The following is a 25,000-nucleotide window of genomic DNA, read 5'->3' as shown; positions in this document are numbered from 1 at the left end:
GATGATCATCGGAGTGCCGAAAGAAATCAAAAATAACGAAAACAGAGTGGGGGTGGTGCCTGCAGGTGTGCAGTTGCTGGTCCAGAACGGCCATCAAGTCTGGGTCCAATCCGGCTGCGGTGTCGGATCGGGATTCGAAGACAGACAGTACGAAAAGGCAGGGGCGACGGTGTTGGAAGACGCAGCCAAAGTCTGGGCCGCCGAAATGGTCATCAAGGTGAAGGAGCCTTTGGAATCGGAATATCGATACTTCCGCGAGGACCTGATTCTGTTTACCTATCTGCACTTGGCGGCCGCACCGGAATTGACGAAGGCGATGTTGCAAGCGGGCATGACCGCAATCGGCTACGAAACGATGGTCGGCAAAAAAGGCGATTTGCCGCTTTTGACACCGATGAGCGTCATAGCGGGCCGTCTTTCCGCCCAAATTGGTGCGCAGTTCCTGGAAAAAACCTACGGCGGCAAAGGCGTTCTGCTGAGCGGCGTTCCGGGTGTGGCGAATGGGAAAGTCGTCATCATCGGCGGCGGTGTGGCCGGACGCAACGCTTTGCAGATCGCGTTGGGACTCGGCGCCCATTGCACGATCCTGGACGTCAGACCGGAGATCTTGACAGAAATCGAGAATTTGTACGGGAACGCGGTCATCACCTTGCTGTCGAACGAGTGGAACATTGCCCATGCCATCAAGGATGCTGACGTGGTCATCGGGGCTGTCCTGATTCCCGGTCGGAAAGCGCCGACCTTAGTGACCGAGGAAATGGTGAAAAGCATGCAGCCGGGTTCCGTGATTGTCGATATTGCGGTGGATCAGGGCGGCATCTTTGAAACCGAAGACCGCAAGACCACACACGATGATCCGGTTTATGAACGGCATGGCGTCCTGCATTATGCGGTGCCGAACATGCCAGGAGCCGTTCCGCGCACTGCTACGATCGCGTTGACGAATGTCACATTGCCTTATGCAGTGGAGATCGCGAATCAAGGTGCGCGACAAGCGGCAGTTAACAATCCGACCATACTGACCGGATTCAACGTGCACCGCGGCAAGTTGACGAACAAAGATGTCGCCGAATCGATCGGTGCAGTCTATACTCCAATCGAAACTTTATTGTAAAAAGTACTGGATTTCCTGGGATAACAAGCAGGAAATCCGTTTTTTTTGCGTAGAATCAGTCAACGTGCACTTGTATTTTTCCGGTTGGTTTACTATACTATTTGTACGGACATATACAAAGGGAGAGCATACCATGAAAACAAAATACCAGGTGATTGCCGATGAGATACGCTCAAAAATACTTTCGAACGAATTTGTGGTCGGCAAAGTCATTCCGCCTGAACTGCAGCTGCAGAAGGACTATGGGGTCAGCCGCCATACCGTCCGGGAAGCAATCGCCTTGTTGGTGAACGAAGGCTTTTTACGCAAGGAGAAAGGTTCCGGTACCTATGTCGATGACATTTATCAAAGGCGCGGTGACGGGGTATCATCCAGCAAAACGATCGGCGTCATCACGACTTATCTGTCGGACTATATTTTCCCATCAATCATTCGCGGCATCGAGCAGAAGTTGCGGGAGAATGGCTACTCTTTGCTGCTGGCGAGCACAAACAACGATGTCGATCAGGAACGGGAGTGTCTGGAACAGATGCTCAGCCAAGGCGTTTCGGGGCTGATCGTGGAACCGACAAAAAGTAACCAATACAATCCGAATTTGGCTTATTACCTTTCTTTCAAGGAACGCGGCATACCGGTCGTCATGATCAATGCCTACTATGAAGAACTGTCGGTCCCTTTCATTTGCGTAAATGACACGAAAGCGGGCTATCTCGCCACGAAACATCTATTCGAGCAGGGCCATCAGCATTTGGCTCTGATCACGAAAATCGATGACCTGCAGGGGAAGTACCGGATGAAAGGCTTCATCAAAGCCCACGAAGAGATGCGGACAAATTTCGATCCGAAAAATGTGTATACGTACACGACCGAAACCAAAGAGCAAGTGTTCCAGACTATTCGGGAGAAGCTGGCGAGCGATCAGGAGGTCACCGGAATCGTCTGTTACAATGATGAAGTGGCGCAGGGCTTGATCCAAGCGCTTGCTGACATGGGCAAACGGGTGCCGGAAGATTATTCGGTGGTCGGCAATGATGACTCGTTCTTGAGCACGGCAGGCAGCGTCAAGCTGACGACCCTTTCCCATCCGAAAGAGGAATTGGGAGCGGCAGCTGCCGAGTGGATCATGTTGGCCGTACAGCAAGAAGTGACAGGCAACAAAATATTCGAGCCGGAACTGATCATCCGTGACTCGGTCAAACGGATCCAATAACTGGAGAACGGAGCTGTCCCTGAATCGGGATGGCTTCTTTTTTGTTGCTGCATCAGGTTTTTGGCCGATCTTGAGGCTGCGTTTCGGAAGGGAGCGATGCACAATCGACAGGAAGTCGATTGTGCGTTGTTTTTTTGTGTTCGGACAAATATTTAAATTCCCTATTTACATGTACGGACATATAGCATATAATATCCCTAAGAAGAACGGACAGCATCCGGAAAGGGTGCACCGCAAAAAGGAGGAAATATTTTGACTGAGAAGTTACAAGCGATAGTCACTGATATCGAATCGCGGCAGACGAGCATCGGAATCGAATTCGGCTCTACCCGCATCAAGGCGGTGCTGATCGACTCCCGCTTCGCTCCGATCGCATCCGGCAGCTACGAATGGGAAAATCAGTTAGTCGATGGCATTTGGACGTATTCATTGGACCAAATTTGGAAGGGCCTTCAAACAAGTTACGCAGAATTGACGCGTGAGGTTAAAGAAAAATACAGCGTGACCTTGACCGCGGTCGGATCGATCGGTTTCAGCGCGATGATGCACGGCTACATGGCGTTCAATCAGGAAAACGAGTTATTGGTGCCGTTCCGGACTTGGCGCAACGCCACTACGGCTGATGCCGAAAAGGAACTGACCGCACTGTTCAAATACAATATCCCGCAACGCTGGAGCATCGCCCACCTGTATCAAGCGGTTTTGAATAAGGAAGAACATACAAATGAAGTCGCTTACTTTACGACTTTGGCAGGCTACATCCATTGGCAATTGACAGGCAAGAAAGTTTTGGGAATCGGTGATGCGTCCGGGATGTTCCCGATCGATGTTGAGAAGAAAAATTACGACGAACGCATGATCGGTCAGTTTGATACCTTGGTCGCAGAAAAAGGCGCGACTTGGAAATTGGCGGAGCTGCTGCCGGAAGTATTGTTGGCAGGGGACGCGGCCGGGAAGCTGACGGAAGCGGGAGCAAAACTGCTCGATCCGACAGGCACGCTCGAAGCGGGCATCCCGTTGTGTGCGCCGGAAGGGGACGCCGGGACCGGAATGGTCGCCACGAACAGTGTGGCGGAACGCACCGGAAATGTATCCGCGGGGACTTCGGCATTTGCGATGATCGTCTTGGAGCAGGACTTGAACGAAGTGCATCCGGAAATCGATCTCGTGACGACACCGGCAGGCAGTCTGGTCGCGATGGTCCATACCAACAATTGCTCATCCGATATCAACGCTTGGGTCAAGCTTTTCCGGGAATTCAGCGAGGCAGCCGGTTTCGCGATTGATACGGACAAATTGTTCGCCACGTTATTCAACAAAGCGCTTGAAGGCGATGCCGATTGCGGCGGATTGCTCTCGTACGGTTACTACTCGGGCGAGAACATCACCCATTTGGCGGAAGGACGGCCGTTGTTTGTCCGCACACCGGAAAGCAACTTCAACTTAGCCAACTTCATGCGCGTGCACCTCTTCACCGCTTTCGGCGCGATGAAGATTGGCATGAACATCCTGAAGCAGGAAAACGTCGCGATCGACAAAATCGTCGGCCACGGCGGCATCTTCAAAACCCCTGAGGTCGGCCAGAAAGTGTTGGCTGCCGTCATGGACGCACCGGTCACCATCATGGAAACGGCAGGAGAAGGCGGCGCATGGGGAATCGCGTTGTTGGCTGCCTACACTGACCGCAAGGAAACGTCAGAGACTTTGGATGCATTTTTGGACAAGAAAGTATTCGGTGCCGATGAAGGCATCACGATCGCTCCTGATGCGCGCGACGTTGAAGGTTTCGGAATCTTCATCGAACGTTACCAAAAAGGGCTGGCGATCGAACAAGCTGCAGTCGAGCATTTGAGTTTGAGATAGAAGGGAAGGAAACATCTTGCTGGAACAATTAAAAGAAGAAGTTTTTCAAGCCAATCTGGAATTGCCGGAACGGGGCCTGATCAAATACACGTGGGGAAACGTCAGTGCGGTCGACCGCGAAAAAGGCTTGTTCGTCATCAAGCCCAGCGGTGTCGGCTATGACGACATGCAGGCGAGCGATATGGTCGTTTGCGACTTTGACGGCAACGTCATCGAAGGGAATCTGAACCCGTCATCCGACATGCCGACGCATGCCGTCCTGTACAAAGAATTCCCGGAAATCGGTGCGGTTGTGCACACGCATTCGACTTGGGCCACGATTTGGGCGCAAGCCGGATTGGATGTGCCGGCCATGGGTACGACACATGCCGATACCTTTTACGGCACGGTTCCTTGCGCACGTTTCTTGACGCAGGCAGAAATCGACCGGGGTTACGAGGAAGAAACGGGAAACGCCATCGTGGAAACGTTCCGCGAACGCGGCATCAAACCGATGGAAGTTCCCGGCGTATTGCTGCATGGGCACGGGCCCTTCACTTGGGCCAAGGACGCGAAGGGTGCAGTACTGAATGCCGTCGTATTGGACGAGGTCTGCAAAACCAATCTGTTCGCCCGTCAATTGAATGCCTTCGCGGAAGAACTGCCACAACGCATTCTGGATAAACATTATTTGCGAAAACACGGAGAGAACGCCTATTACGGGCAAAAAAAATAAGGGAGCTGAAAATATGTTAGAAGTAGGGAAAAAAGAATTTTGGTTCGTAGTCGGTTCACAACATTTATACGGTGAGGAAGCTTTGCAAACAGTAAAAAACAATGCAGCGGTCATCGTGGAAAGCCTGAACAACAGCGGCAAACTGCCTTATCCGCTTGTGCTGCAGGAATTGGCGGTAACGCCCGATACAATCACGAAGATCATGAAAGAAGTGAATTACCGTGATGAAGTGGCAGGTGTCATCACTTGGATGCATACTTTCTCGCCAGCCAAAATGTGGATCCGCGGCACGAAATTGTTGCAAAAACCGTTATTACATCTGGCAACTCAATTCAACGAAAGCATTCCATGGGCAACAATCGATATGGATTTCATGAACTTGAACCAAGCAGCACATGGCGACCGCGAGTACGGCTTCATCAACGCGCGTCTGAAAAAGAACAACAAAGTCGTTGTCGGTTATTGGGAACGTGAAAATGTCCAAACCCAAATCGCGGAATGGATGGACGTGGCGGTAGCCTACAATGAAAGCTTCTCCATCAAAGTGGCGCGTTTCGGCGATAACATGCGTAACGTTGCCGTGACGGAGGGCGACAAAGTGGAAGCGCAAATCCAATTCGGATGGACAGTCGATTACTACGGTATCCGTGATTTAGTGGACTATGTCGATGCGGTCGAAGATGCAGAAGTCGATGCATTGTTCAATGTATACAAAGATTTGTATGATTTCGACTACGGCGACTATGAACAAGGCAAATGGGAAGCGCACGTCAAAGTGCAGGCACGTCAAGAAATCGGCATCCGTCGTTTCTTGGAAGCGGGTGGCTACACTGCCTTTACGTCAAACTTTGAAGATCTGCATGGCCTGCAACAATTACCTGGTCTTGCCGTACAACGTTTGATGGCAGAAGGCTACGGATTCGCAGGCGAAGGCGACTGGAAAACAGCAGCAATCGACCGCTTGATGAAGATCATGTCCCACAACATCGACACCGGCTTCATGGAAGACTACACGTATGAAATGGCTGAAGGCAGAGAAGCGATTCTGCAATCACATATGTTGGAAGTCGATCCGGGACTGGCGTCCAACAAACCAAAAATCTTGATTGCGCCATTATCGATGGGGAACCGTGAAGAACCAGCCCGCCTTGTCTTCGACGGCAAAGCAGGGGACGGCGTTGTCGTTTCGATGGCTGACTTCGGAACGCACTACAAATTGTTAGTGAATGAAGTTCTTGCTTTTGAACCCACTGAGGCAGCTCCGAACCTTCCAGTCGCACGCGTCCTTTGGGAAGTGAAACCGAATTTCCATGACGGCATCCGCGCTTGGATCGAAGCTGGCGGCGGCCACCACACTGTCGTTTCATTGAGTTTGAGCACAGATCAGATCCTGGCTTGGGCAAAACTGGTCGGTCTTGAAGTAGCCTTAATCAAATAGTTTTTTTCGATCGGTTTGACAGAAAATCGTCAAACCGATTTTTTGGAGAACATTTGTGAAATTTTTAGCAAGCGTTTTCAATAATAAAAATGAAAAGGAGCAACAAAAATGACTGCATTTGATTCAAAAGAGTATCTGGACAAGGTGGATGCCTTCTGGCGCGCCGCCAATTTCATCTCCGTGGGGCAACTGTACCTGAAGGACAATCCCTTGTTGCAACGCTCGATCGAGGAAACCGATGTGAAACTCCATCCAATCGGCCACTGGGGGACGATCTCCGGACAGAATTTCATCTATGCCCACTTGAACCGCGTCATCAACAAATATGACCTGAACATGTTCTACGTCGAAGGACCGGGACATGGCGGCCAAGTCATGGTTTCAAATTCCTATCTGGACGGCTCCTATACGGAAATCTATCCGGAAATCACCGAAGATCTAGAAGGGCTGACGAAACTCTACAAACAATTCTCCTTCCCGGGCGGGGTTGCTTCCCATGCGGCACCGGAAACACCCGGCTCGATCCATGAAGGCGGCGAACTCGGCTATTCGCTTTCCCATGCAACAGGCGCCATCTTCGACAATCCGGAAGTGATCGCAGCGACTGTCGTTGGTGACGGGGAAGCTGAAACCGGTCCGTTGGCGGCTGGTTGGTTCTCCAATGTGTTCATCAATCCGGTTACGGACGGTGCCGTTTTGCCGATCCTGTACCTGAACGGCGGAAAAATATCCAACCCGACGATCCTTGACCGCAAATCGAACGAAGAGTTGACGCAGTACTTTGGCGGCATGGGCTGGGAGCCGTTGTTCGTGGAAGGAACCGAACCGGAAGCGGTGCATCCGATCATGGCGCAAGTGCTGGATACGGCTGTTGAAAAAATCAAAGCGATCCAAACCGAAGCCCGCAAAGGCTCCGCTGCCGAAGCGAAGATGCCGGCTTGGCCGGTCATCATTTTCCGCACACCGAAAGGCTGGACGGGCCCGAAAACGTGGGACGGCGAACCGATCGAAGGCGGCTTCCGTGCCCACCAAGTGCCGATTCCGGTGGATGCGCACCATATGGAACACATCGATGCGCTGGTGGATTGGATGCAGTCCTACCGTCCCGAAGAGCTGTTCACGGCGGATGGCCAACTGGTGGCTGAATTGAAAGAGATGGCACCGAAAGGCGACCGACGGATGGCTACAAATCCGATCACGAACGGCGGAATCGATCCGAAACCGCTCGTCATTCCGGATTGGAAGCAGTATGCCGTCGACACGACCGTTCCGGGAGCAGTCATTGCCCAGGATATGATCGAATTCGGCAACTTTGCGCGCGACCTGATTGTGGACAATCCGGATAATTTCCGCATCTTCGGACCGGATGAAACCAAATCGAACCGCCTGAACAAAGTCTTCGAAGTGACGAACCGCGTCTGGATGGAAGCGATCGATCCTGCTTATGACGAATGGCTATCCCCATCAGGCCGTGTCATCGATTCGCAGTTGTCTGAACACCAGGCGGAAGGTTTCCTGGAAGGGTATGTCCTGACTGGGCGCCATGGTTTCTTCGCAAGTTACGAGGCCTTCCTGCGCGTTGTGGATTCGATGATCACCCAACATTTCAAATGGTTGCGCAAAGCCAAAGAACAGACGTGGCGCAAACACTATCCGTCCTTGAATCTGATCGCAACATCGACAGTTTTCCAACAGGACCATAATGGCTACACCCACCAAGATCCCGGTTTGTTGACGCACTTGGCTGAGAAGAAACCGGAATTCATCCGCGAATACTTGCCCGCGGATGCGAACTCCTTGATGGCCGTGATGGCAGAAACGATGGCTTCCGAGGAACAAATCAACCTGATCGTATCTTCGAAACACCCACGTCCACAATTCTATTCTGCTGAAGAAGCCGAGGTATTGGTCAAAGATGGCCTGAAAGTGATCGACTGGGCTTCGACTTGCAGAGACGAAGAACCGGATGTCGTGATCGCAGCGGCGGGAACGGAACCGAACCTGGAGGCACTTGCGGCAGTCACGATTCTGCACAAGCAGTTCCCGACATTGAAGATCCGTTTCATCAACATCGTCGACCTTTTGAAACTGCGCCATCCGGATGTGGATCCGCGCGGCTTGAGCGACGAAGCCTTCGACGCCTATTTCACGGCGGACAAACCTATCGTCTTTGCCTTCCACGGCTTTGAAGGCTTAATCCGTGACATCTTCTTTGATCGTCACAACCATAACCTGCACATCCACGGCTACCGTGAGAACGGGGACATCACGACGCCGTTCGACATGCGCGTATTGTCGGAGATGGATCGTTTCCACTTGGCGCAGGATGCGGCCAACGCTGTCTATGGCGAAGAAGCGGCAGTCTTTTCACAAAGGATGACGGAAACGGTTGATTTCCACCACCGCTTCATCCGTGAGAATGGCGATGACATTCCGGAAGTGATGGAATGGAAATGGGAAGCACTGGAAGGTGCGGCAGCAGCCAAAGAACTGATCGCAAACAAAGCGGACTAAAGATTTTAGAATAAGTATTGAATTTTTGGAAAATTAAAAAGATGCGTTCCCGGCCTTGGAGCAGTTGCTCCAAGGAACGGAAACGCATCTTTTTCGGATATTTTTTGCTAGTGATAAACAAAGCAGTTGCACCAAACCGTACAGCTTCAGTTCTTCACACGGCCTGCAGGAGGTCGTATTGGGACTGGTAGAGATGGTGATACAAGCCTTTTTGGGCCATCAGCTCTTCGTGGGTGCCTGCTTCGGCGATGTTGCCGCCTGCCACGTAGAAGATCTGAGAGCTGTTTTTGATCGTCGACAGCCGGTGGGCGATAATGAAGGAAGTCCGATCTTTCAAAAGTTTCTGGAGACCTTCCTGCAGCAGCTCTTCGGTCCGAGTATCGATGCTGGCGGTCGCTTCATCGAGGATCAGGATCTTCGGATCGGCAAGCAAGGCCCGCGCAAAGGAAAGCAACTGCCGTTGGCCAGCCGAAAGGGTGCTGCCGCGCTCCTCAACGACGGTATAGTAGCCGTCCTTCAGGTGTTGGATGAAGTCATGTGCGCGTACTACTTTTGCGGCGGCGATCACTTCCTCCTCGGTAGCATCCAGCTTTCCGTAGCGGATATTATCCAGGATCGTACCGGAAAAGATGAAAGTATCCTGCAGCATAACGCCCATCTGGCTGCGTAAGGAGTTGAGTGTGACTTCGCGGACATCATGGCCATCGATTTTAACGCTGCCTTCGTTTATATCATAGAAGCGGGTCAACAGGTTGATGATGGTCGTCTTACCTGCTCCCGTCGGTCCTACCAAAGCGATGCTCTGGCCCGGTTCGATATGGAAGTTTACCTTGTGCAGAATATCTTTGCCATCCTCATAGCGGAAGGTGACGTCCTCGAAGTTCACTGCTCCGGAGACCGAGGGCAGTTCGTAAGCATTCGGTGCATCCTGGATCGAAGGCACCTCGTCAAGTGTTTCGAAGATACGTTCCAGATAGGCTGTCGCTGTGATCAAGGAATTATAGAAGTTGCCGATATTGATGACGGGATTCCAGAAATTGTTGATGTAGCCGATGAAGGCGATTAATGTTCCTGTCGTTACGGATACGCCGATTTGACGGATGCCCACAAAATAGATCAGGCAGGTCGTCAGGACCGAAATATTCAGTACCCCGGGCCACATCAGGAATTGAATTTTGACGGCTTTCATCCAGGAAGTCCGGTATTCCTCGCTCACTTCATTGAAGATGTCATAATTGACCTGTTCGCGGGCGAACGATTGGGTGATTTTGATTCCCGAAATGCTTTCGTGGATATAGGCGTTGAGGTTGGATTGTTTGTTGCTCAATATCTGAAAGGCTATCCGCTGGCGCTTCTTGATGAACAGCACCAATCCGAACAGTACCGGCAGCAAGGCCATACTGTAAAGCGTCAGCCGCACATCGATGAGGAGCATGAAGCCTAACGTGATCACTACGTTGAAAAGGTCGGATATCAGATTGATGAGACCGTTGCTCAGCAGGTCGCTCAGCGTATTGATGTAATTGACTACGCGGATCAGGATCTTGCCGTGAGGCCGGTTATCGAAGTAAGCGAACGGCAAGCTCTGCAGATGCGCAAAAATATCGTAGCGCATATCTTTCAGAATATCCTGGCCGACTTCGGTGATGGCGTAAATCCGATAGCGCATGCACCCGCCGATCAGGACAAGGGAAAGGATGAAAATGCCGCCCAGTCCCAGCAACTGTTGCACGTTTCCTGCTGGTATCAGGTCATCGATTGCGATTTTTGTGAAATAAGGACCTGCCATTCCGGCAATGTTCGCCAGAATGATGACAGCCAATATTTTTGAAATTGGTTTTTTGTAGGGACGGATATAGCCGGCCAGGCGCCGGTAGTGCGCCCAATTGAATTCTTGCTCTAAGCTTTCATCGACATCATACGTATTGCGTGCCATTGGTTTCCCCTCCTGTCAATCCGAGTTGCTTGCAGTAAACGTCATAATATTTGCCGCGCTCGGCCAAAAGCTCCGCATGGGTTCCTTGTTCAACGACTTGGCCTTTTTCCATCATCAGGATCAAATCTGCATCCCGCACCGACGAAATCCGGTGGGCGATGATGAAGGTCGTTTTATTTTCCGTCAAGCCGAACAATTCCTGTTGGATCTTCGATTCAGTTTCCATGTCGACCGCGGAAGTGGTGTCATCCAAAATCAAGATGGCTGGATCCTTCGCCAACGCTCGGGCTAAGGAAATGCGTTGCTTTTGCCCTCCCGATAAGCCGACCCCTCGTTCGCCGACGACAGTGTCGTATCCTTGCGGCATGCTGGTGATGAAGCCGTCCGCATCGGCGATTCGGGCCATCTGCTGGATGTAGGAGCGGTCCACCTGCGGATTTCCGAAAGCGATGTTGTCTTCGATTGTGTCCGAAAACAGGAATACGTCCTGCATGACCATGGCGATGTTCTCCCGCAACTGGCGGACCGGATAGTCCTTGGCATTTTTGCCGTCAATCAGGACGGTTCCCGAAGTCGGATCGTAGAATCTACCGACCAGATTGACGAGTGTCGTCTTGCCGGAGCCAGTTTCGCCCAGGATGCCCAACGTCTGCCCGGGACCGACCGTAAAGGAGACGTGCGACAGGATATCCGTTCCGGGGTCATCCGAGAAGGCGAAGGAGACATCGTTGAAGGTGACGGTCCCCTTGATCCGAAGCTGTTCCTCGTCAGCCATAACCGGGATTTGCGCTTGTGTATCCAGCATGTCACGGATCTTGACGCAAGCAGCGGAGAAGCGCTGCACATCATTGATGAGCCAACCGCTCATGCGCATCGGCATGTTCAGCATCCAGAGGAACCCGTTGAAGGCGACCAGATCCCCCATCGACATCTCCCCGCGGATGACATACAGGCCGCCGAGCACCAAGGCGATTGCATTCAGTGTTCCGGCGAAGCCGTCGAGCCAGGGAAGATACGTGCGGGATACGGCTGCGGAATCCAGGTTGCGGCGCTTGAAATCCTCATTGTGCTTCGTGAATTTTTCGATTTCATACTCTTCCCTTGCGAAAGCTTTGACTATACGGTTGCCGCCGATGTTTTCTTCCACCATCGAATTCAGCCGGGAGAAGCTTTCCCTGATTTGAAAAAACAGCGGGAATGCTTCTCGGGACATCTTTTGCGTCAGGATGAAAATAATCGGCGTGACTGCCACTAACGACAGCATCAGCGGAAAGTGGATTGTACCCATGACTGCGACTGCCATCACGAACCAGAGGATGCTTTCCAAGATATTGTAGGTGACCCAGGATACGAAGTGGCGGATAGCATCGGTATCCCCGGTCATCCGAGCCATGATGTCCCCGACGCGGGTATGGTTGAAGAAGTCGAAATCCAGCTCCTGCAGTTTCCGGTACATGTCCTGGCGCAGCACGAAGAGCGTATTTTGGCCAATCTGCTCGAATAGCATCTGGTAGCTGTAGCGGATGGCCGTTCGGAAGAGTGTGATGCCGATCATGATTGCCAAAATCGGCACCAACAAGTCATCCTGTCCACCATCGATGACTTTGTCGACCAATTCTCCGGCTAAGAGAGGATTGACGATGATCAGAAGGGCATTCACGAAAATAAATAATAAAGCCAGTAAGCCTTTGGATTTGTATGCCTTACCATAGCGCCAAATCCATTGATAATGATTCATAAAATAGTCCTCCTCAAAAAAAGTGTATGTTAACAGGTTACTGCTTTTTGGAGGAATGAGAATGGCTTTTCTTCGTCAGATTCCTGTACAATATAAGGGTAATTAATAGAAAGGACTTTTGCGATGGCCTATACACACGTACAAACATTTAATCCTGAAATTCTGTACGCTTTCGATCCGTTGAACGAAGCCGGAAACTATTCCAAAACGCACAGTCACAACTTCCTGGAAATCAGCATCCTCCTGGAAGGGGAAGCTGATTACCTGGTGGACGGAGAACGGCAGGACTTGGGAACCGGCACCGTCATGCTCTTCAATCCGGGCGTCAAACATGCGGAAAGCCAAAAAGAGGGCACATTTTCCCATCAGCTGCATATCGGCCTGACGAACCTTTCGCTGAATGGGCTTCCGCGCAATCATTTCCCGAACAAGCGCGCTTTGCTGGATCTCGGCTGTTATGCGGAGGCCTTCATGGAGAAGGCCTGGCGGGTGACGAAAGAGTTCAACGAACAGCGGAGTGAATATCAGCTGATGGGGAAAGGACTGATATTGGAGATGCTGGGGTTGTTGCTGAGGAGTCTGGAGGACGGATCCGACAATACACTTCCCACGGCGCTTTCCCAAACGGCTGTGCGTCAACAGCATTTGGTGAACCATGCTGTTTATTATTTGGAAAACCACCATTCCGAAGAAATCACGCTGGAACAATTGGCGCAGCAACTCTTCGTCAGTCCGGCTCATCTTTCAAAAATCTTCAAGGAAGCGACCGGATTGAGCCCAATCCATTACCTGATCCACGTGCGCCTGAAGCATGCGAGGGAACTGCTGAAGCAGGAAGAGTGGACCATCAAAGAAGTCGCACAGGCTGTCGGCTATCAAGATGCGTACCACTTCAGTAAACTGTTCAAAAAATACTACGGAACCGCGCCTTCGCAAGTCGCCAAGGAAGAGCGAACAGTGTAGGGAGTATTGATAACAAGAAAAGGGCTGTATCAGAACCAGAACAGAATTTTCTGGATTTGATACAGCCTCTTTATATGGAAGTTTAATTTACGCTCAGAGATACCCCGCCAAAACCTATTACGCGGGGTAAAACGTCCGAGAACAACACGAGATTCCCCTTCAAAGACAATTTGGCGGGGAATTCCACCCCCTAACCCCCTAACCGCGATTCATCACGCTCTGGCATGTGTTCTTCGGAATTCTTTTGGGGTCTGGCCTTCCCGTTTTTTAAAGAGGTAGCTGAAATAATTGGGATCGTTGTAGCCGATGTCCATCGCGATAGTGGACAGTTTGTCATCCGTCCCGACCAACAACTCCTTCGCATGCTGCAGTCTGCATTCTGTCAGGAAGTCGATGAAGGTCTGCCCCAAAGATTGCGAGAAGATGGTACTGAAGTGCGACGGACTCAGATTTACGGCATCGGCCACGACATTCAGGGAGATATCTGGATCGGTAAAATTCTCTTTGATGAATCCCAAGGCTTTTTGGATGACGCTCTGATACTTCACCATAGAAGGATGGATATGAGCCGCCATCAGGAAAGCCAATAGCTTTTCGATGATTTGGGTATATTCCGCGGCATCTGCAGCCACCGACGCCAACTGGTCAAGGTCATTCATTTTTTCAAGCAAAGGCTGCTCCGAACCGGGCTTCTTTTTTTGGACAAGGTGGCCCAGCTCGGTCAGCACGAAAAAGCGGAAGAGGCGGTTGCGTTCTTCAGTATCACCGGGCGTTCCCTGAAGTTCCAGCACCAGTTCCTCGAGCTCATCAGCTTCGGTCTGGGCAATTTTTTGGGCCAAATCTAGTTTGAAAGGATTCGTCGGGGAAACTTCGCCGTCCTTGATGTCATCCTCGTAGCTGATGATCCGTTCGGTCCTCAGAACGCCGTAAGTCTGGAGCATGTTCTGCGTGTAGCGATAGGCTTGCGGAATTTCGCTCAGCCGTTCGACGATCGGTCCGATTGAAACAATCAAATCATCCGCTTCTTCGTCTTTCAGTTCATGGACCAATGTCTGGGCTAACTGGTAACTTTTTTCCAACAGCCGATCAGAATCGCTGTCCATCAGCAAAAACTTGATAAAGCGCGATGAGATGCTGGAGAAAATGATGCTATCATCTTCTCCAAAAAGGAAATGCAGATAATTGCTGAAACGGAAATAATCGTCGAAATTCTTGTCGTAATGATTGGTGGCCAATACGACGCAGGTCTTTTTCCCGACGATTGAGCGCTTTAAGGCTGCGGATTCCTGCAGCACTTCCGGAACCGATAAGTCCCCGCGGAAGATGCCGTTCAGGAAATGATTTTTTTTCAGCTCGAAGACGAAATTATCCGCATGCGTATCCCGTTCCGTGACGGGTTCTTTTTGTTTGTCCAATACCGCGATGACGTTTTCGAGCGTTTGGATCAGTTCGGTGTCTTTGATTGGCTTCAGAAGATAGGCGTCCGCCTGCACTTGGATGGCGGTGCGTGCGTATTCGAAATCATCGAAACCACTGATGAAGATGATGCGGATCCAAGGGAAGATCTTCCGGACTTCCTTTGCTAAACTCAGGCCGTCCATGAAGGGCATCCGGATATCGGTCAGCAGGATATCCGGTTTGACGTCCATGATCGAGGCCAAGGCCATTTCCCCGTCGGAGGCTTCCCCGGAAAAAATTAACGGGTGTGTTTCGGCAAGGGACAGCAGCTGGTTCCTCAGGCTGTCCCGGATCAGGTGCTCATCCTCGACAATAAAGACTTTATACATGCTTGTTCGCTCCTTTTAGGTAATCTTAGGTACCGTCACTGTGATGGTCGTGCCTTTTCTGTAGGTGCTGTCGATAGAGAGGGAAGCGGTGTTGCCGTAGTACAACAGCAGCCGCTTGCGGACGTTATAAAGGCCATACCCGCCTTCACCGGAATCATCGACAGTGGCTTGAGCAATCCGTTCCTGGATTTTGAGGAGCCGCTCTGCCTGCATGCCGATGCCGTTGTCGGTCACAAAGAATTGGATAGTGTCAGCTGTATAGGTTGCCGTGACGGTCACTTTCCCGGCCCGGCGGACATGCTTGGTTCCGTGGTAGACTGCATTTTCCACTAATGGCTGCAGAATCATCTTCAGCACTTCCGTTTGGAGGATGGCATCCGGGATATCGATGGCGAACGTCAGCATGGTCCCGTAGCGAATCTGCAAAATCGTCAGGTAATCTTCGACGTGTCGGATTTCTTTCTCGATCGTTATCCAGTCCTGGCCTTTGCTTAAGGAGATGCGCAGGAAATCGGAGAGGGCGTAGGTCATCGTCTTCACCTGCTCGCTGTTGCCTTGTTCAGCCAAGGACAGGATGGCGTCCAGGGTATTGTAGATGAAGTGGGGAGTAATCTGCGCCTGCAGGACACGTAACTCGCTCTGGGCCAAATCAAATTGCTTCACGGCATTTTCTTCGATCAGGACATGCAGATTCCGCGCCATGTCATTCATGCTTTCCGTTACGACGCGCAACTCGGCGACTTCTGGCTCTTTTGCCTGATAATCCAGATGGCCTTGCGACAGTTCCTCGGAAAGGACGATCAGATCGTTCAACGGCTCCTGAATCTGCTGCGTTAAAAAGCGGTTATTCTTCCGGGCATAATAGACGATCGTAAGGACGATCACGAGTTCGAACAGCATCAGATAATAGAGCGACACCAGCATATCATCGCTGGTTTGCCCTGCAATTTCTATTTCGACACGCACAAAGTCCTGCAGGATAGCATAAAGCAGGACAGTTACGGCATCAACTTGGACCATAATGGCTTCGTTCTCATCGAACGGCCGGCCGTTGGCGATATTGTTTTCCATCTCGGAAATGTAATTGTCGAGCGTGTCCAAGGTCCGCAAAGCGACATCCAGTGTGGCGGATTCCTTGGCAGTGGTGGTGTTGGCCTGGATTTCTTTGATGGCCAGCCGCACCTTTTCCAGCTCATTGCCGGACTCGTAATCGGTGATGTCGATGAGCCCGAAGACCAGGTCCCACAGTTCCTCCAAAACATTTTCCTGGACGATGGTGGAAACGGTATTCGCTTCTTCGACATTCGCCAGTGCGCTGCGGTAGATTAAGATATTGCGCGTGTAGAAGATGCTGATCACAAGCAAGGGAATCAGGGTGATGCTGAAGAGTAAGCGGTTGGTCTGCTGAAAAATATCTTTGATACTGGCTATTTTTTCCATCATATAGCCTCCCTAATATTCCCGTGGCGGAATGCTGTCGAGATTCCCTTTATCGGAAAAAACGGTTTCGGGCATGTAAATTTCATTCGGGATAGTATTGCCGTTCAAATAACGCTTAATCGTGTTGCGGACATACCAGCCGGCGTTCGGATTGCATTCGACGACGCAATTTACTTTGCCGGTGCGCAGATTTTCGATCATCTCCGCTTGGCCGTCGATTGTGACGATGAGGATGTCCTGGCCGGGGACGATGCCTTTTTCTTCCATGACCTCCAGCATGCCTAGCGTCATCTCGTCGTTATGGCTGTAGAGAACATCGATGTCTTTCCAGCCGTTCTCCTCTATGTATTTCCGGAAGACATCCTTCGCCTTGGAACGGATAAAGTCCCCTTCCAAGGATGCTGCGATGGATATCCGCGAATCGCGGCTGATCACTTCCAGGAACCCTTCACTGCGGAAATTGGTCGGCGAAGTATTCGCAAGCCCTTTCATTTCCAGGATTTTCACGGAGGATTGGGAGCTGCTTTGGAAATGATTGGTGATGTAGAGTCCCGCTCGGTTTCCTTCAGCCTTGAAGCTGGAACCGATGTGCGTCAAAAACAGATTCTCTTCTGCTGTGCGGATATGCCGGTCGACAACGATAACCGGTATGCCTGCATCTTTTGCTTCCAAAAGAACCGCATCCCAACCATCTTCCACGATCGGCGTGAAGACAATCATATCAACTTTATAGGCGATGAAGGTCCGTATGTCCTGGATCTGGCGATCTTGGTTCATGAAGCCATTCCGGTACAGCACTTCGTAGCCTTCTTTATCCAATTCTTCTCTTATTGATTCTGTGTGGCGCTTGCGCCAATTGCTCTCCGTTCCGGATTGCGAGAATCCGATGACGATGTTCCCTGGAGCTTCTTCCGCATCAGGGTTGTTCGCGCAGCCGCCAACAACAAAGAGTAGGAGGAGCAGATGCAATAGATACTTCATAGCGGGAAACTTCCTTCCTATATATAACCAAAATGAAACGCTACCATCGAATAGTTTAGCACAGTTTATGGAGCCTTCGAAAAAAAACAAAGAAAATCGGAAAAAATTCATATGGAAACGGATACAAATCAGTAAGAATATCAAGAAACTGGAAAAGATAGTGAATGTAAGCGGTGTCTGTTAGCGATACAATGTGTTTATCAAATAAAACAGCAGTGGAGGAATCAGGGATGAAATTCAATTGGAAGAAAAGTTTTCTTACAGCAGCAACGTTATTATCCGCAGTAGCGCTAGGTGCTTGCGGGGATGGCGAAGCATCTACAGGGGATGCTGGTTATGTAGGGATCGCGATGCCGACGAAGTCAGCCGAGAGATGGATTGCGGACGGCAACAACATGGTTACCGAGTTGGAGAAGCTGGGCTATAAGACAGACCTTCAATACGGGGAAGATAAAGTGGAAAACCAGGTGGCGCAGATCGAGAATATGATCACAAAAGGTGTAGATATTTTGGTAATCGCTTCCATTGATGGGTCCGCATTGACGGATGTGCTTGGAAAAGCAGCGGACGAAGGCATCGAAGTCATCGCGTACGACCGCTTGTTGATGAATTCCGAACACGTTGACTACTATGCAACTTTCGATAATTTTGGAGTGGGTGTGCTTCAGGCTTCCTATATTGAAGATGCATTGAACTTGAGCGAAGGTGAAGGCCCATACAATATCGAACTGTTCGGCGGATCCCCGGACGACAACAACGCCTTGATCAATTACAACGGCGTGATGTCCGTATTCCAACAATACATCGAAAGCGGCCAATTGGTCATCCCTTCCGAACAAACAAAGTTCAACCAGATCGCAACCTTGCGTTGGGATGGATCGACTGCACAAGCCCGGATGGACAACCTGTTAAGCGCGAATTACACGGATAAAACCTTGGATGCAGTATTGTCTCCTTATGATCCGATCAGCTTGGGAATCATTTCTTCCTTAAAAGGTGTCGGTTACGGCTCAGACGAAAAACCATTGCCGGTCATCACCGGTCAAGATGGAACCCAAGCGGGAGTGAAATCGATCATTGCTGGCGAACAGACACAAACTATCTTTAAAGATACGCGTATCTTGGCTCAAAACACAATCGAAATGATCGAAGCGATCTTCAACGAGGAAGAAGTACCTGTAAACGATACAGAAACGTATGATAACGGTGTGAAAATCGTACCGACTTATCTGGCTAATCCGATCTCAGTCGATAAAGAAAATTATCAGGCGGAATTGATCGATACAGACTACTATTCTGAAAAAGATTTAGGTTTATAAAAATGTGAATAACGGAGACTTCCTTTGCGACGCCAAGGAAGTCTCTTCCATAGAGGAGGGGTATCATGGCGGATTATATATTGGAGATGCGGAATATCGTCAAAGAATTTTCTGGCATCCGGGCATTGAGTGATGTGAATCTGAAAATTGAGCGTGGCGAAATCCATGCCCTATGCGGCGAAAATGGTGCGGGAAAATCAACGCTGATGAATGTGTTGAGCGGTTTGTATCCTTACGGTAGTTATGAGGGGGATATCGTCTACAACGGTGAGCCCTGCAAATTCAAGAATCTGAAGGACAGCGAAAATGAAGGCATCGTCATCATTCACCAGGAGTTGGCGCTCAGCCCGTATCTGTCCGTAAGTGAAAATATTTTTCTCGGTAATGAACAAGCGAAGCACGGTATCATCGACTGGGACCTGACGGAAAAGAAAACAACCAATCTGCTGAAAACAGTCGGCTTGAGAGTGAATCCCAATACACTCGTTTCCCAGATTGGGGTCGGGCAGCAGCAATTGGTCGAAATCGCGAAAGCTTTCTCGAAATCGGTACGCCTGTTGATCCTGGATGAACCGACAGCCGCACTGAATGAGGAAGAGAGTGCCAACCTATTGGAGCTGATCAAGGAATTCAGAAGGCAAGGTATCGCTTCCATCATCATTTCCCATAAGTTGAATGAAATCGTCAACGTGGCTGACCGCATAACGATTCTGCGCGATGGCAAAACGATTGAAACGTTGGAAAAAGAGGCCATCAACGAGGATCGCATCATCCGCGGCATGGTCGGAAGGGACTTGACGAACCGTTATCCCGAACGCCATCCGAACCTCGGCGATGTTTACTTTGAAGTGAAGGATTGGACGGTGCATCATCCGATTGATGCGCACCGCGTCATGAACGAGAAGATCAATTTCAAGATCCGCAAAGGCGAAATCGTCGGGATTGCCGGATTGATGGGGGCAGGCCGGACCGAATTCGCGATGAGCGTCTTCGGACGTTCCTACGGTAGCAACATTTCTGGCAAAGTTTTCAAAGAAGGGCAGGAAATTTCGGTTAAGGATGTGCCAGCAGCCATCGAAAATGGACTTGCTTATGTATCCGAGGACCGGAAAGCACTGGGATTGAATCTCTTGATGGACATCCGCGAGAACACGACGATCGCAAGCTTAGGGAAAATCAGCAAAAAAGGCGTCCTGGATAAAGAAAAAGAAGTCCAGATAGCCGAGGAATACCGCAAAAAAATGCGGACGAAGACAAGCTCCATTTACCAAAAAGTCAGCAGCCTCAGCGGAGGGAACCAACAGAAGGTCGTCCTTGCCAAATGGCTGATGACGGAGCCAGACGTCCTATTCCTGGATGAACCGACGCGTGGAATCGATGTCGGCGCCAAATACGAAATCTACACAATCATCGAAGAGATGGCGGCTGCCGGCAAATGTGTCTGCATCATCTCGTCCGAACTGCCTGAAATCTTAGGTATGTGCGATCGCATCTACACGATGAATGACGGCAAATTCACGGGTGAAGTTTTACGCAAAGACGCAAACCAAGAATCGCTGATGAATCTAATGACTAGGGAAGAAGAAGGTGTGCTATAGATGGAAACGACTAACGGTATAAAAAAAGAAAAGCAAACAATGGATCTAAAAACAAAGGCGCTTGATATTTTCAGTAAATACAGTATGGTCATCATTCTGATCGGCCTTCTGATTGCATTTCAGCTCATGACGGACGGCATCTTCTGGCGACCGCTGAATATCACGAACATCGTACTGCAGAACAGTCATATTTTGGTGTTGGCGGCGGGCATGTTGTTGGTTGTCCTTTTGGGCCATGTCGATCTTTCGGTAGGTTCCGTAATGGCTTTCGTAGGTGCCATCTCCGGCATCTTGATGGTGAATTGGAATATCAGCCCTTGGTTGGCAGTGCCAATCTGTATCGCAATCGGAGCGATCATCGGTGCTTGGCAAGGCTATTGGGTAGCCTACTTCGGCATCCCGGCTTTCATCGTGACCTTAGCAGGGCTGTTGATGTTCCGTGGCTTGACGCAGGTCGTGCTGGGCGGGCAATCATTGGCGCCTTTCCCGGAAATATTCCAAAAAATCTCTACAGGTTACTTACCTGATCTGACTGACAGCAGTATCCATCTATTGACGATGATCCTGGGCGTCCTCATCGCCGCAGCGCTCGTTTTCGGTCAATGGCGTACACGCGAAAAACGCAAAAATAATCTGTTCGAAGTGGAATCAATGAACGCTTTCACGCTGAAAGCAGTCATGACAGCAGTAGTAATGATCGGTGTGACTTATATCTTCGCATCTTACCAAGGCTATCCTGTCATTTTGGTCATCTTGGGAGTCATCGTAGCAGCCTATGCGTTCTTGACGAACAAGACAGTTGCGGGACGCCAAATCTACGCAACAGGCGGAAACCGTAAAGCGGCAGAATTGTCAGGTATAAAAACGAAAAAAATCACTTTCTGGGTATTCGTAAATATGGGCGCAATGGCTGCATTAGCCGGACTTATCTTGGCTGCGCGTCTGAATGCGGCCACACCGCAAGCGGGTACATCCATGGAATTGGATGCAATGGCAGCCGTGTACTTCGGAGGAGCCTCCACTTCAGGCGGAATCGGCACCATCGTGGGAACGATCGTCGGCGGTTTGGTTATGGGTGTCTTGAATAACGGAATGTCCATTCTCGGTGTCGGTGTCGACTGGCAGCAAGCAATCAAAGGTTTGATTCTGTTGTTGGCCGTCGTATTGGATATCTACAACAAGAAAAAGAAAGCAGCATAAGGGGTTGAAGCAGATGACCGAACAAAAGACAGCCTTATTGATTTGTACGGCAGGAATTACGACCGGCTTACTGGTGAAGAATGTGCAGAATGCGGCGGATGAAAGGGGACTGGACATCCACGTCTACTCCGCGCCGGCGATCATCGCGGAGCAGGCGATCCAAAGCCAATCGATCGATGCTCTGATGATCGGCCCGCAATCCAAATACGAAATCGCGCGATTGAAGGATTTTCTGACCTATAAGGCGGTGCCATACAAGCTGATTTCGAGGGAAAATTATGAAATCCTGGACGGGGAAGCTGTTCTTGAGGAGATCATTGCGTTGATCGGGAAATAAGAAAAAGAATAAGTGTGGGAGCCGTCTCAAATTGAGGTGGCTCTATTTTCTGGAAACTTTTATATTCCGGATAAAATATTTGCGAACGGCTTTTCGGCTCTCAGCTCCGATGAACGGAGGTTTGGCCGGAGTTTGGCTTGCATTTTTAGTTGTTCTCCGATGAGGATGGCCTCCCCGGAGAAGGTGCCGATAGTTAAGTTGTCATCCGGCGAGCGGCTGCCTCTCCGGAGTTGGGGCTACGTTTTAAGTTGTCCCTCGATTGTGATGGTACCCGGCTGATCTATCTTTCGGAGTTGAGCTAAGAAACAAAATAACCACCGAAGCCAAGGCGTTTTGCCCTCAGATCCGGTGGTTATTTATGTTGATGGCTTGGTTCGGAGCATGCAGTCGGCTTATTCAGCCGTTTCCCGGACAGCATAGTAGTCGCCATTCCTGTCGGGGAAGTTGAAGGTCCTGGCTCCGCCCATTTCGATGATTTCGCCGACCGTCTCGTTGTTTTCCTTGAAGCGCGCGTACAGCCCATCGAAATCGGAGATGTCGAACAATAAAGAAGGCTTGTTGTCGACCACTTCAGGTGAATTCTTTCTGATGAAATCGATATTGAACAGCTGCAGATTGCACGCAGGGTTCACCGCCAGCACAATGCTGATGGAATCCCCAAAGTCAAAGCGGTCAACCTCTTTGAAATCGAGATAGTGTTTCCAAAAATCGGCATTCGCCTGAACGTCCTTAACATAAAGCATGATATTCGCTGTGGTCATATCATTTCCTCCGTTTCTTGTCGGTGATAGATTTATTATACTTCGGGAATTTCGGGAAGGCCAACGGGAGGATAGTTTGCGGAAGGCTTTTTTGGATGAAAGGCTTTGGATTCGTATTTCCCGCGTTGAATTGTTAAAATAGAAGCATAAAGAGAGTAACAGGAGAGAGGGCGACGGCGATTGAGCAGCAATAACGAAGCATTTATGGGTTATTTCAATGATATCGAGAGTTTCTTCAACAAGGAATACAAGCCCGACCGCGGGAAATCCTACTACAGCTTTTACGAGTTGGTGGATAACGCTGCGCGCTACGACAGCTATGTGAAAAGGGTACGGGATGACTTCCAGATATTAGGGGATCTGCGCAACTTCCTGAGCCATGGAAACCAGAGCGATCTGGTGCTCGTCAACGAGGCGGCGCTGAATATGATCAAATCAATCCACGAACAACTGTTGAAACCGAAGACCACTTTTGATATCAAGTCGAATGATGTGAAATTTTTCAAGGAAACGACCCCGCTTCCCGCAGTCCTTGAAACTATCCGGAACACCGATCTGACCCAATTTCCAATCAAGGATGGAAACGGAAAAGTGATTGGGTTGTTGACCGAGAATGGCATCACGCACTGGCTTTCCCAATATGCGCACGAAGCCAGCATTTCGATCGCCGGAACGCTTGCGCGGGATATACTTGTGTTGGACGAGAACAAAAATAATTTTGCCTTCATCAAGAAGGATGCGACCATCTATGAAGCCGAAGCACAGTTCGATAACCAAAAAATTGATGCGCTGTTGGTGACGGATAGCGGCAAAAATACAGAGAATCTGCTCGGCATCATCACGCGTTTTGACTTGGTTGAAGTCTAAATACAGGCATTTATTTAAAAAACACCTCCCTCACGCTGAAGATTCAGGGTGAGGGAGGTATTTGTCTATTTTTTGTTGTGGATAGATATCCGGTTGAAAAGAGCAGAGCTTTGTTGGTTCGCACCGGTGAGCGTCGTTTTAACACCCCGTTTGTTGTTGCGGGTGATGAGCTTATCGATCGCATCGACAGCTGTGGAATCCCATAAAGTCATGGCGCTGATGTCGATGACGACTTCTTCCTCGTGTTCGATTTCTTCGGTGAAAAAGTCCAGGAATTTTTCGGCGGAAGCAAAGTAAAGGTGGCCATCCACTTTGTAGTGGTGATCAACATCGGAAGTTCCAACTGCAACATGGAGATGGGACATTTTGAAAGCAGCGAAGACGGCGCTGACCAAAGTGCCGGCTACGACACCATAAGCCAAGTTATGCGTTACGATAACGATGGCGACGGTCAGGATCATTGCGAAGCTTTCGTTTTTGGGGTTCGTACGCAGGCGTTTGATCGAATCCCAATTGATGGTTTCGATGGAGACAACGACCATGACTGCCGCCAAAGCGACAACCGGAATCTGCACGACAGAACCGTTCAAAAGAACGACGGACAACAACATGAAGAATCCGGACAGGAAAGTCGCCAAACGGCCAAGTCCGCCGTAATTCAGGTTGATGATCGTCTGACCGATCATGCCACAACCGGCGATACCACCAAAAAAGCCAGAAACGATATTCCCAAGACCTTGGCTCAACGTTTCCTGATTTTTGTCGCTCTTCTCTTCAGTGATTTCATCGACCAATTGTGCAGTCAACAAGGACTCAACCAATCCGACGATAGCAACCGAAAGTGCAGTTGGGAAAATGATCCGCAAAGTTTCCAATGTCATCGGAACAGCTGGGATGCCGAAGCGCGGCAAATCCGTAGAGATGGAACCCATATCGCCCAACGTTTTCACATCCAAGCCAAAGCCCATCACAATCGCGGTGATGACGAGAATTGCAATGATAGGCGCAGGGATTTTCTTCGTGACTCTAGGGAACAGGAAGATGATCGCGATGCCCAAAAGCCCAGAAGCGGCAAAAGCAGGCTGCCTTGGAAATGATCCAATTGCGAAGTGAACATCATGATTCCCAATCCGTTCACGAAACCGGTCATGACTGGCTTCGGAATGTAACGCATTAAGGTGCCGATTTTGAGGAGTCCCAGGACGAGCTGCAGCACACC

20 protein-coding genes are annotated in these 25,000 nt (G+C 50.1%); 12 read left to right on the top strand and 8 right to left on the bottom strand.

From position 1 onward, the window contains the following. Position 1: 1 nt before the first annotated feature. The 6 genes from ald to BLV66_RS10345 all read left to right on the top strand — a co-directional run bounded on the left by ald (position 2) and on the right by BLV66_RS10345 (position 8,854). Positions 2-1,114 (top strand): alanine dehydrogenase, encoded by a 1,113-nt coding sequence (ald, locus tag BLV66_RS10370; protein ID WP_086986911.1) that lies wholly within the window; start codon positions 2-4, stop codon positions 1,112-1,114. Positions 1,115-1,247: 133 nt separating this feature from the next. Beyond that, positions 1,248-2,324, top strand: coding sequence for a GntR family transcriptional regulator (locus BLV66_RS10365; RefSeq protein ID WP_086986099.1), 1,077 nt, complete (start codon positions 1,248-1,250; stop codon positions 2,322-2,324). A 252-nt stretch (positions 2,325-2,576) separates the two neighbouring features. Further along, positions 2,577-4,187, top strand: a complete 1,611-nt coding sequence (locus tag BLV66_RS10360) for a xylulokinase (protein ID WP_086986098.1) — start codon at positions 2,577-2,579, stop codon at positions 4,185-4,187. 16 nt (positions 4,188-4,203) lie between these two features. Then, positions 4,204-4,902, top strand: coding sequence for an L-ribulose-5-phosphate 4-epimerase (locus BLV66_RS10355; protein WP_086986097.1), 699 nt, complete (start codon positions 4,204-4,206; stop codon positions 4,900-4,902). A 13-nt stretch (positions 4,903-4,915) separates the two neighbouring features. Beyond that, positions 4,916-6,340: an L-arabinose isomerase gene (gene araA / locus BLV66_RS10350; RefSeq protein ID WP_086986096.1), complete on the top strand. Its 1,425-nt coding sequence runs from the start codon at positions 4,916-4,918 to the stop codon at positions 6,338-6,340. A gap of 108 nt (positions 6,341-6,448) precedes the next feature. Next, entirely contained in the window at positions 6,449-8,854 is a 2,406-nt protein-coding gene (locus tag BLV66_RS10345; RefSeq protein WP_086986095.1) for a phosphoketolase family protein, read from the top strand. Between the two features lie 154 nt (positions 8,855-9,008). Here the strand turns inward: BLV66_RS10345 and BLV66_RS10340 are convergent, their stop codons facing one another. After that, positions 9,009-10,790: an ABC transporter ATP-binding protein gene (locus BLV66_RS10340; RefSeq protein ID WP_086986094.1), complete on the bottom strand. Its 1,782-nt coding sequence runs from the start codon at positions 10,788-10,790 to the stop codon at positions 9,009-9,011. Then, positions 10,771-12,528 (bottom strand): ABC transporter ATP-binding protein, encoded by a 1,758-nt coding sequence (locus tag BLV66_RS10335; protein WP_086986093.1) that lies wholly within the window; start codon positions 12,526-12,528, stop codon positions 10,771-10,773. The genes BLV66_RS10340 and BLV66_RS10335 overlap by 20 nt, the downstream gene beginning before the upstream one ends. Positions 12,529-12,651: 123 nt before the next feature. Here BLV66_RS10335 and BLV66_RS10330 point away from each other — a divergent pair, with 123 nt between their 5' ends. Further along, entirely contained in the window at positions 12,652-13,491 is an 840-nt protein-coding gene (locus BLV66_RS10330) for an AraC family transcriptional regulator (protein WP_086986092.1), read from the top strand. A 212-nt stretch (positions 13,492-13,703) separates the two neighbouring features. On the opposite strand, the gene BLV66_RS10325 is transcribed toward BLV66_RS10330, so the two are convergent. Genes BLV66_RS10325 through BLV66_RS10315 form a run of 3 tightly spaced genes read right to left on the bottom strand, consistent with a single transcriptional unit; the run spans position 13,704 to position 17,699 of the window. Then, the gene (locus BLV66_RS10325) at positions 13,704-15,278 is read right to left on the bottom strand and encodes a helix-turn-helix domain-containing protein (RefSeq protein ID WP_086986091.1); all 1,575 of its coding nucleotides are present in this window, start codon (positions 15,276-15,278) and stop codon (positions 13,704-13,706) included. A gap of 15 nt (positions 15,279-15,293) precedes the next feature. Then, positions 15,294-16,718 (bottom strand): sensor histidine kinase, encoded by a 1,425-nt coding sequence (locus tag BLV66_RS10320; RefSeq protein ID WP_086986090.1) that lies wholly within the window; start codon positions 16,716-16,718, stop codon positions 15,294-15,296. A 12-nt stretch (positions 16,719-16,730) separates the two neighbouring features. Then, a complete protein-coding gene (locus tag BLV66_RS10315) occupies positions 16,731-17,699 on the bottom strand; it encodes an ABC transporter substrate-binding protein (RefSeq protein WP_086986089.1) in 969 nt (322 codons plus the stop codon). Positions 17,700-17,929: 230 nt separating this feature from the next. Between BLV66_RS10315 and chvE the strand changes: the two genes are divergently transcribed. The 4 genes from chvE (at position 17,930) to BLV66_RS10295 (ending at position 22,153) form a co-directional block, all read left to right on the top strand. Next, positions 17,930-19,018 (top strand): multiple monosaccharide ABC transporter substrate-binding protein, encoded by a 1,089-nt coding sequence (gene chvE, locus BLV66_RS10310; protein ID WP_086986088.1) that lies wholly within the window; start codon positions 17,930-17,932, stop codon positions 19,016-19,018. Positions 19,019-19,083: 65 nt separating this feature from the next. Further along, positions 19,084-20,616: a multiple monosaccharide ABC transporter ATP-binding protein gene (mmsA, locus tag BLV66_RS10305; protein ID WP_086986087.1), complete on the top strand. Its 1,533-nt coding sequence runs from the start codon at positions 19,084-19,086 to the stop codon at positions 20,614-20,616. Further along, entirely contained in the window at positions 20,617-21,816 is a 1,200-nt protein-coding gene (gene mmsB, locus BLV66_RS10300) for a multiple monosaccharide ABC transporter permease (protein WP_086986086.1), read from the top strand. It abuts the gene before it with no gap. Between the two features lie 13 nt (positions 21,817-21,829). Then, entirely contained in the window at positions 21,830-22,153 is a 324-nt protein-coding gene (locus tag BLV66_RS10295) for a PTS sugar transporter subunit IIB (RefSeq protein ID WP_086630159.1), read from the top strand. Between the two features lie 392 nt (positions 22,154-22,545). On the opposite strand, the gene BLV66_RS10290 is transcribed toward BLV66_RS10295, so the two are convergent. Beyond that, complete coding sequence (locus BLV66_RS10290; RefSeq protein WP_086986085.1) at positions 22,546-22,914, bottom strand: VOC family protein; 369 nt, start codon at positions 22,912-22,914, stop codon at positions 22,546-22,548. 180 nt (positions 22,915-23,094) lie between these two features. Between BLV66_RS10290 and BLV66_RS10285 the strand changes: the two genes are divergently transcribed. Continuing rightward, on the top strand, positions 23,095-23,781 hold the full coding sequence (locus BLV66_RS10285; protein ID WP_086986084.1) for a CBS domain-containing protein: 687 nt from the start codon (positions 23,095-23,097) through the stop codon (positions 23,779-23,781). A 65-nt stretch (positions 23,782-23,846) separates the two neighbouring features. On the opposite strand, the gene BLV66_RS10280 is transcribed toward BLV66_RS10285, so the two are convergent. Then, positions 23,847-24,839: a SulP family inorganic anion transporter gene (locus BLV66_RS10280; RefSeq protein ID WP_086986083.1), complete on the bottom strand. Its 993-nt coding sequence runs from the start codon at positions 24,837-24,839 to the stop codon at positions 23,847-23,849. Further along, positions 24,749-24,997 carry a SulP family inorganic anion transporter gene (locus BLV66_RS15900; protein WP_369596127.1) on the bottom strand — a complete coding sequence of 83 codons (249 nt, stop codon included), beginning with the start codon at positions 24,995-24,997 and terminating at the stop codon, positions 24,749-24,751. The genes BLV66_RS10280 and BLV66_RS15900 overlap by 91 nt, the downstream gene beginning before the upstream one ends. Positions 24,998-25,000 lie beyond the last annotated feature (3 nt).

It is taken from the genome of Trichococcus collinsii (assembly GCF_900107505.1).
In the GTDB taxonomy this organism is placed as follows: Bacteria; Bacillota; Bacilli; order Lactobacillales; family Aerococcaceae; genus Trichococcus; species Trichococcus collinsii.
This window is presented reverse-complemented; position numbering and strand designations above follow the sequence as displayed.

Bases quoted from the DNA above. Each gene is read 5' to 3' on its own strand.
- ald (WP_086986911.1), top strand. From the start codon at position 2: ATGATCATCGGAGTGCCGAAAGAAATCAAAAATAACGAAAACAGAGTG.
- BLV66_RS10365 (WP_086986099.1), top strand. From the start codon at position 1,248: ATGAAAACAAAATACCAGGTGATTGCCGATGAGATACGCTCAAAAATA.
- araA (WP_086986096.1), top strand. From the start codon at position 4,916: ATGTTAGAAGTAGGGAAAAAAGAATTTTGGTTCGTAGTCGGTTCACAA.
- BLV66_RS10345 (WP_086986095.1), top strand. From the start codon at position 6,449: ATGACTGCATTTGATTCAAAAGAGTATCTGGACAAGGTGGATGCCTTC.
- BLV66_RS10340 (WP_086986094.1), bottom strand. From the start codon at position 10,790: ATGGCACGCAATACGTATGATGTCGATGAAAGCTTAGAGCAAGAATTC.
- BLV66_RS10335 (WP_086986093.1), bottom strand. From the start codon at position 12,528: ATGAATCATTATCAATGGATTTGGCGCTATGGTAAGGCATACAAATCC.
- BLV66_RS10330 (WP_086986092.1), top strand. From the start codon at position 12,652: ATGGCCTATACACACGTACAAACATTTAATCCTGAAATTCTGTACGCT.
- BLV66_RS10325 (WP_086986091.1), bottom strand. From the start codon at position 15,278: ATGTATAAAGTCTTTATTGTCGAGGATGAGCACCTGATCCGGGACAGC.
- BLV66_RS10320 (WP_086986090.1), bottom strand. From the start codon at position 16,718: ATGGAAAAAATAGCCAGTATCAAAGATATTTTTCAGCAGACCAACCGC.
- BLV66_RS10315 (WP_086986089.1), bottom strand. From the start codon at position 17,699: ATGAAGTATCTATTGCATCTGCTCCTCCTACTCTTTGTTGTTGGCGGC.
- chvE (WP_086986088.1), top strand. From the start codon at position 17,930: ATGAAATTCAATTGGAAGAAAAGTTTTCTTACAGCAGCAACGTTATTA.
- mmsA (WP_086986087.1), top strand. From the start codon at position 19,084: ATGGCGGATTATATATTGGAGATGCGGAATATCGTCAAAGAATTTTCT.
- mmsB (WP_086986086.1), top strand. From the start codon at position 20,617: ATGGAAACGACTAACGGTATAAAAAAAGAAAAGCAAACAATGGATCTA.
- BLV66_RS10295 (WP_086630159.1), top strand. From the start codon at position 21,830: ATGACCGAACAAAAGACAGCCTTATTGATTTGTACGGCAGGAATTACG.
- BLV66_RS10290 (WP_086986085.1), bottom strand. From the start codon at position 22,914: ATGACCACAGCGAATATCATGCTTTATGTTAAGGACGTTCAGGCGAAT.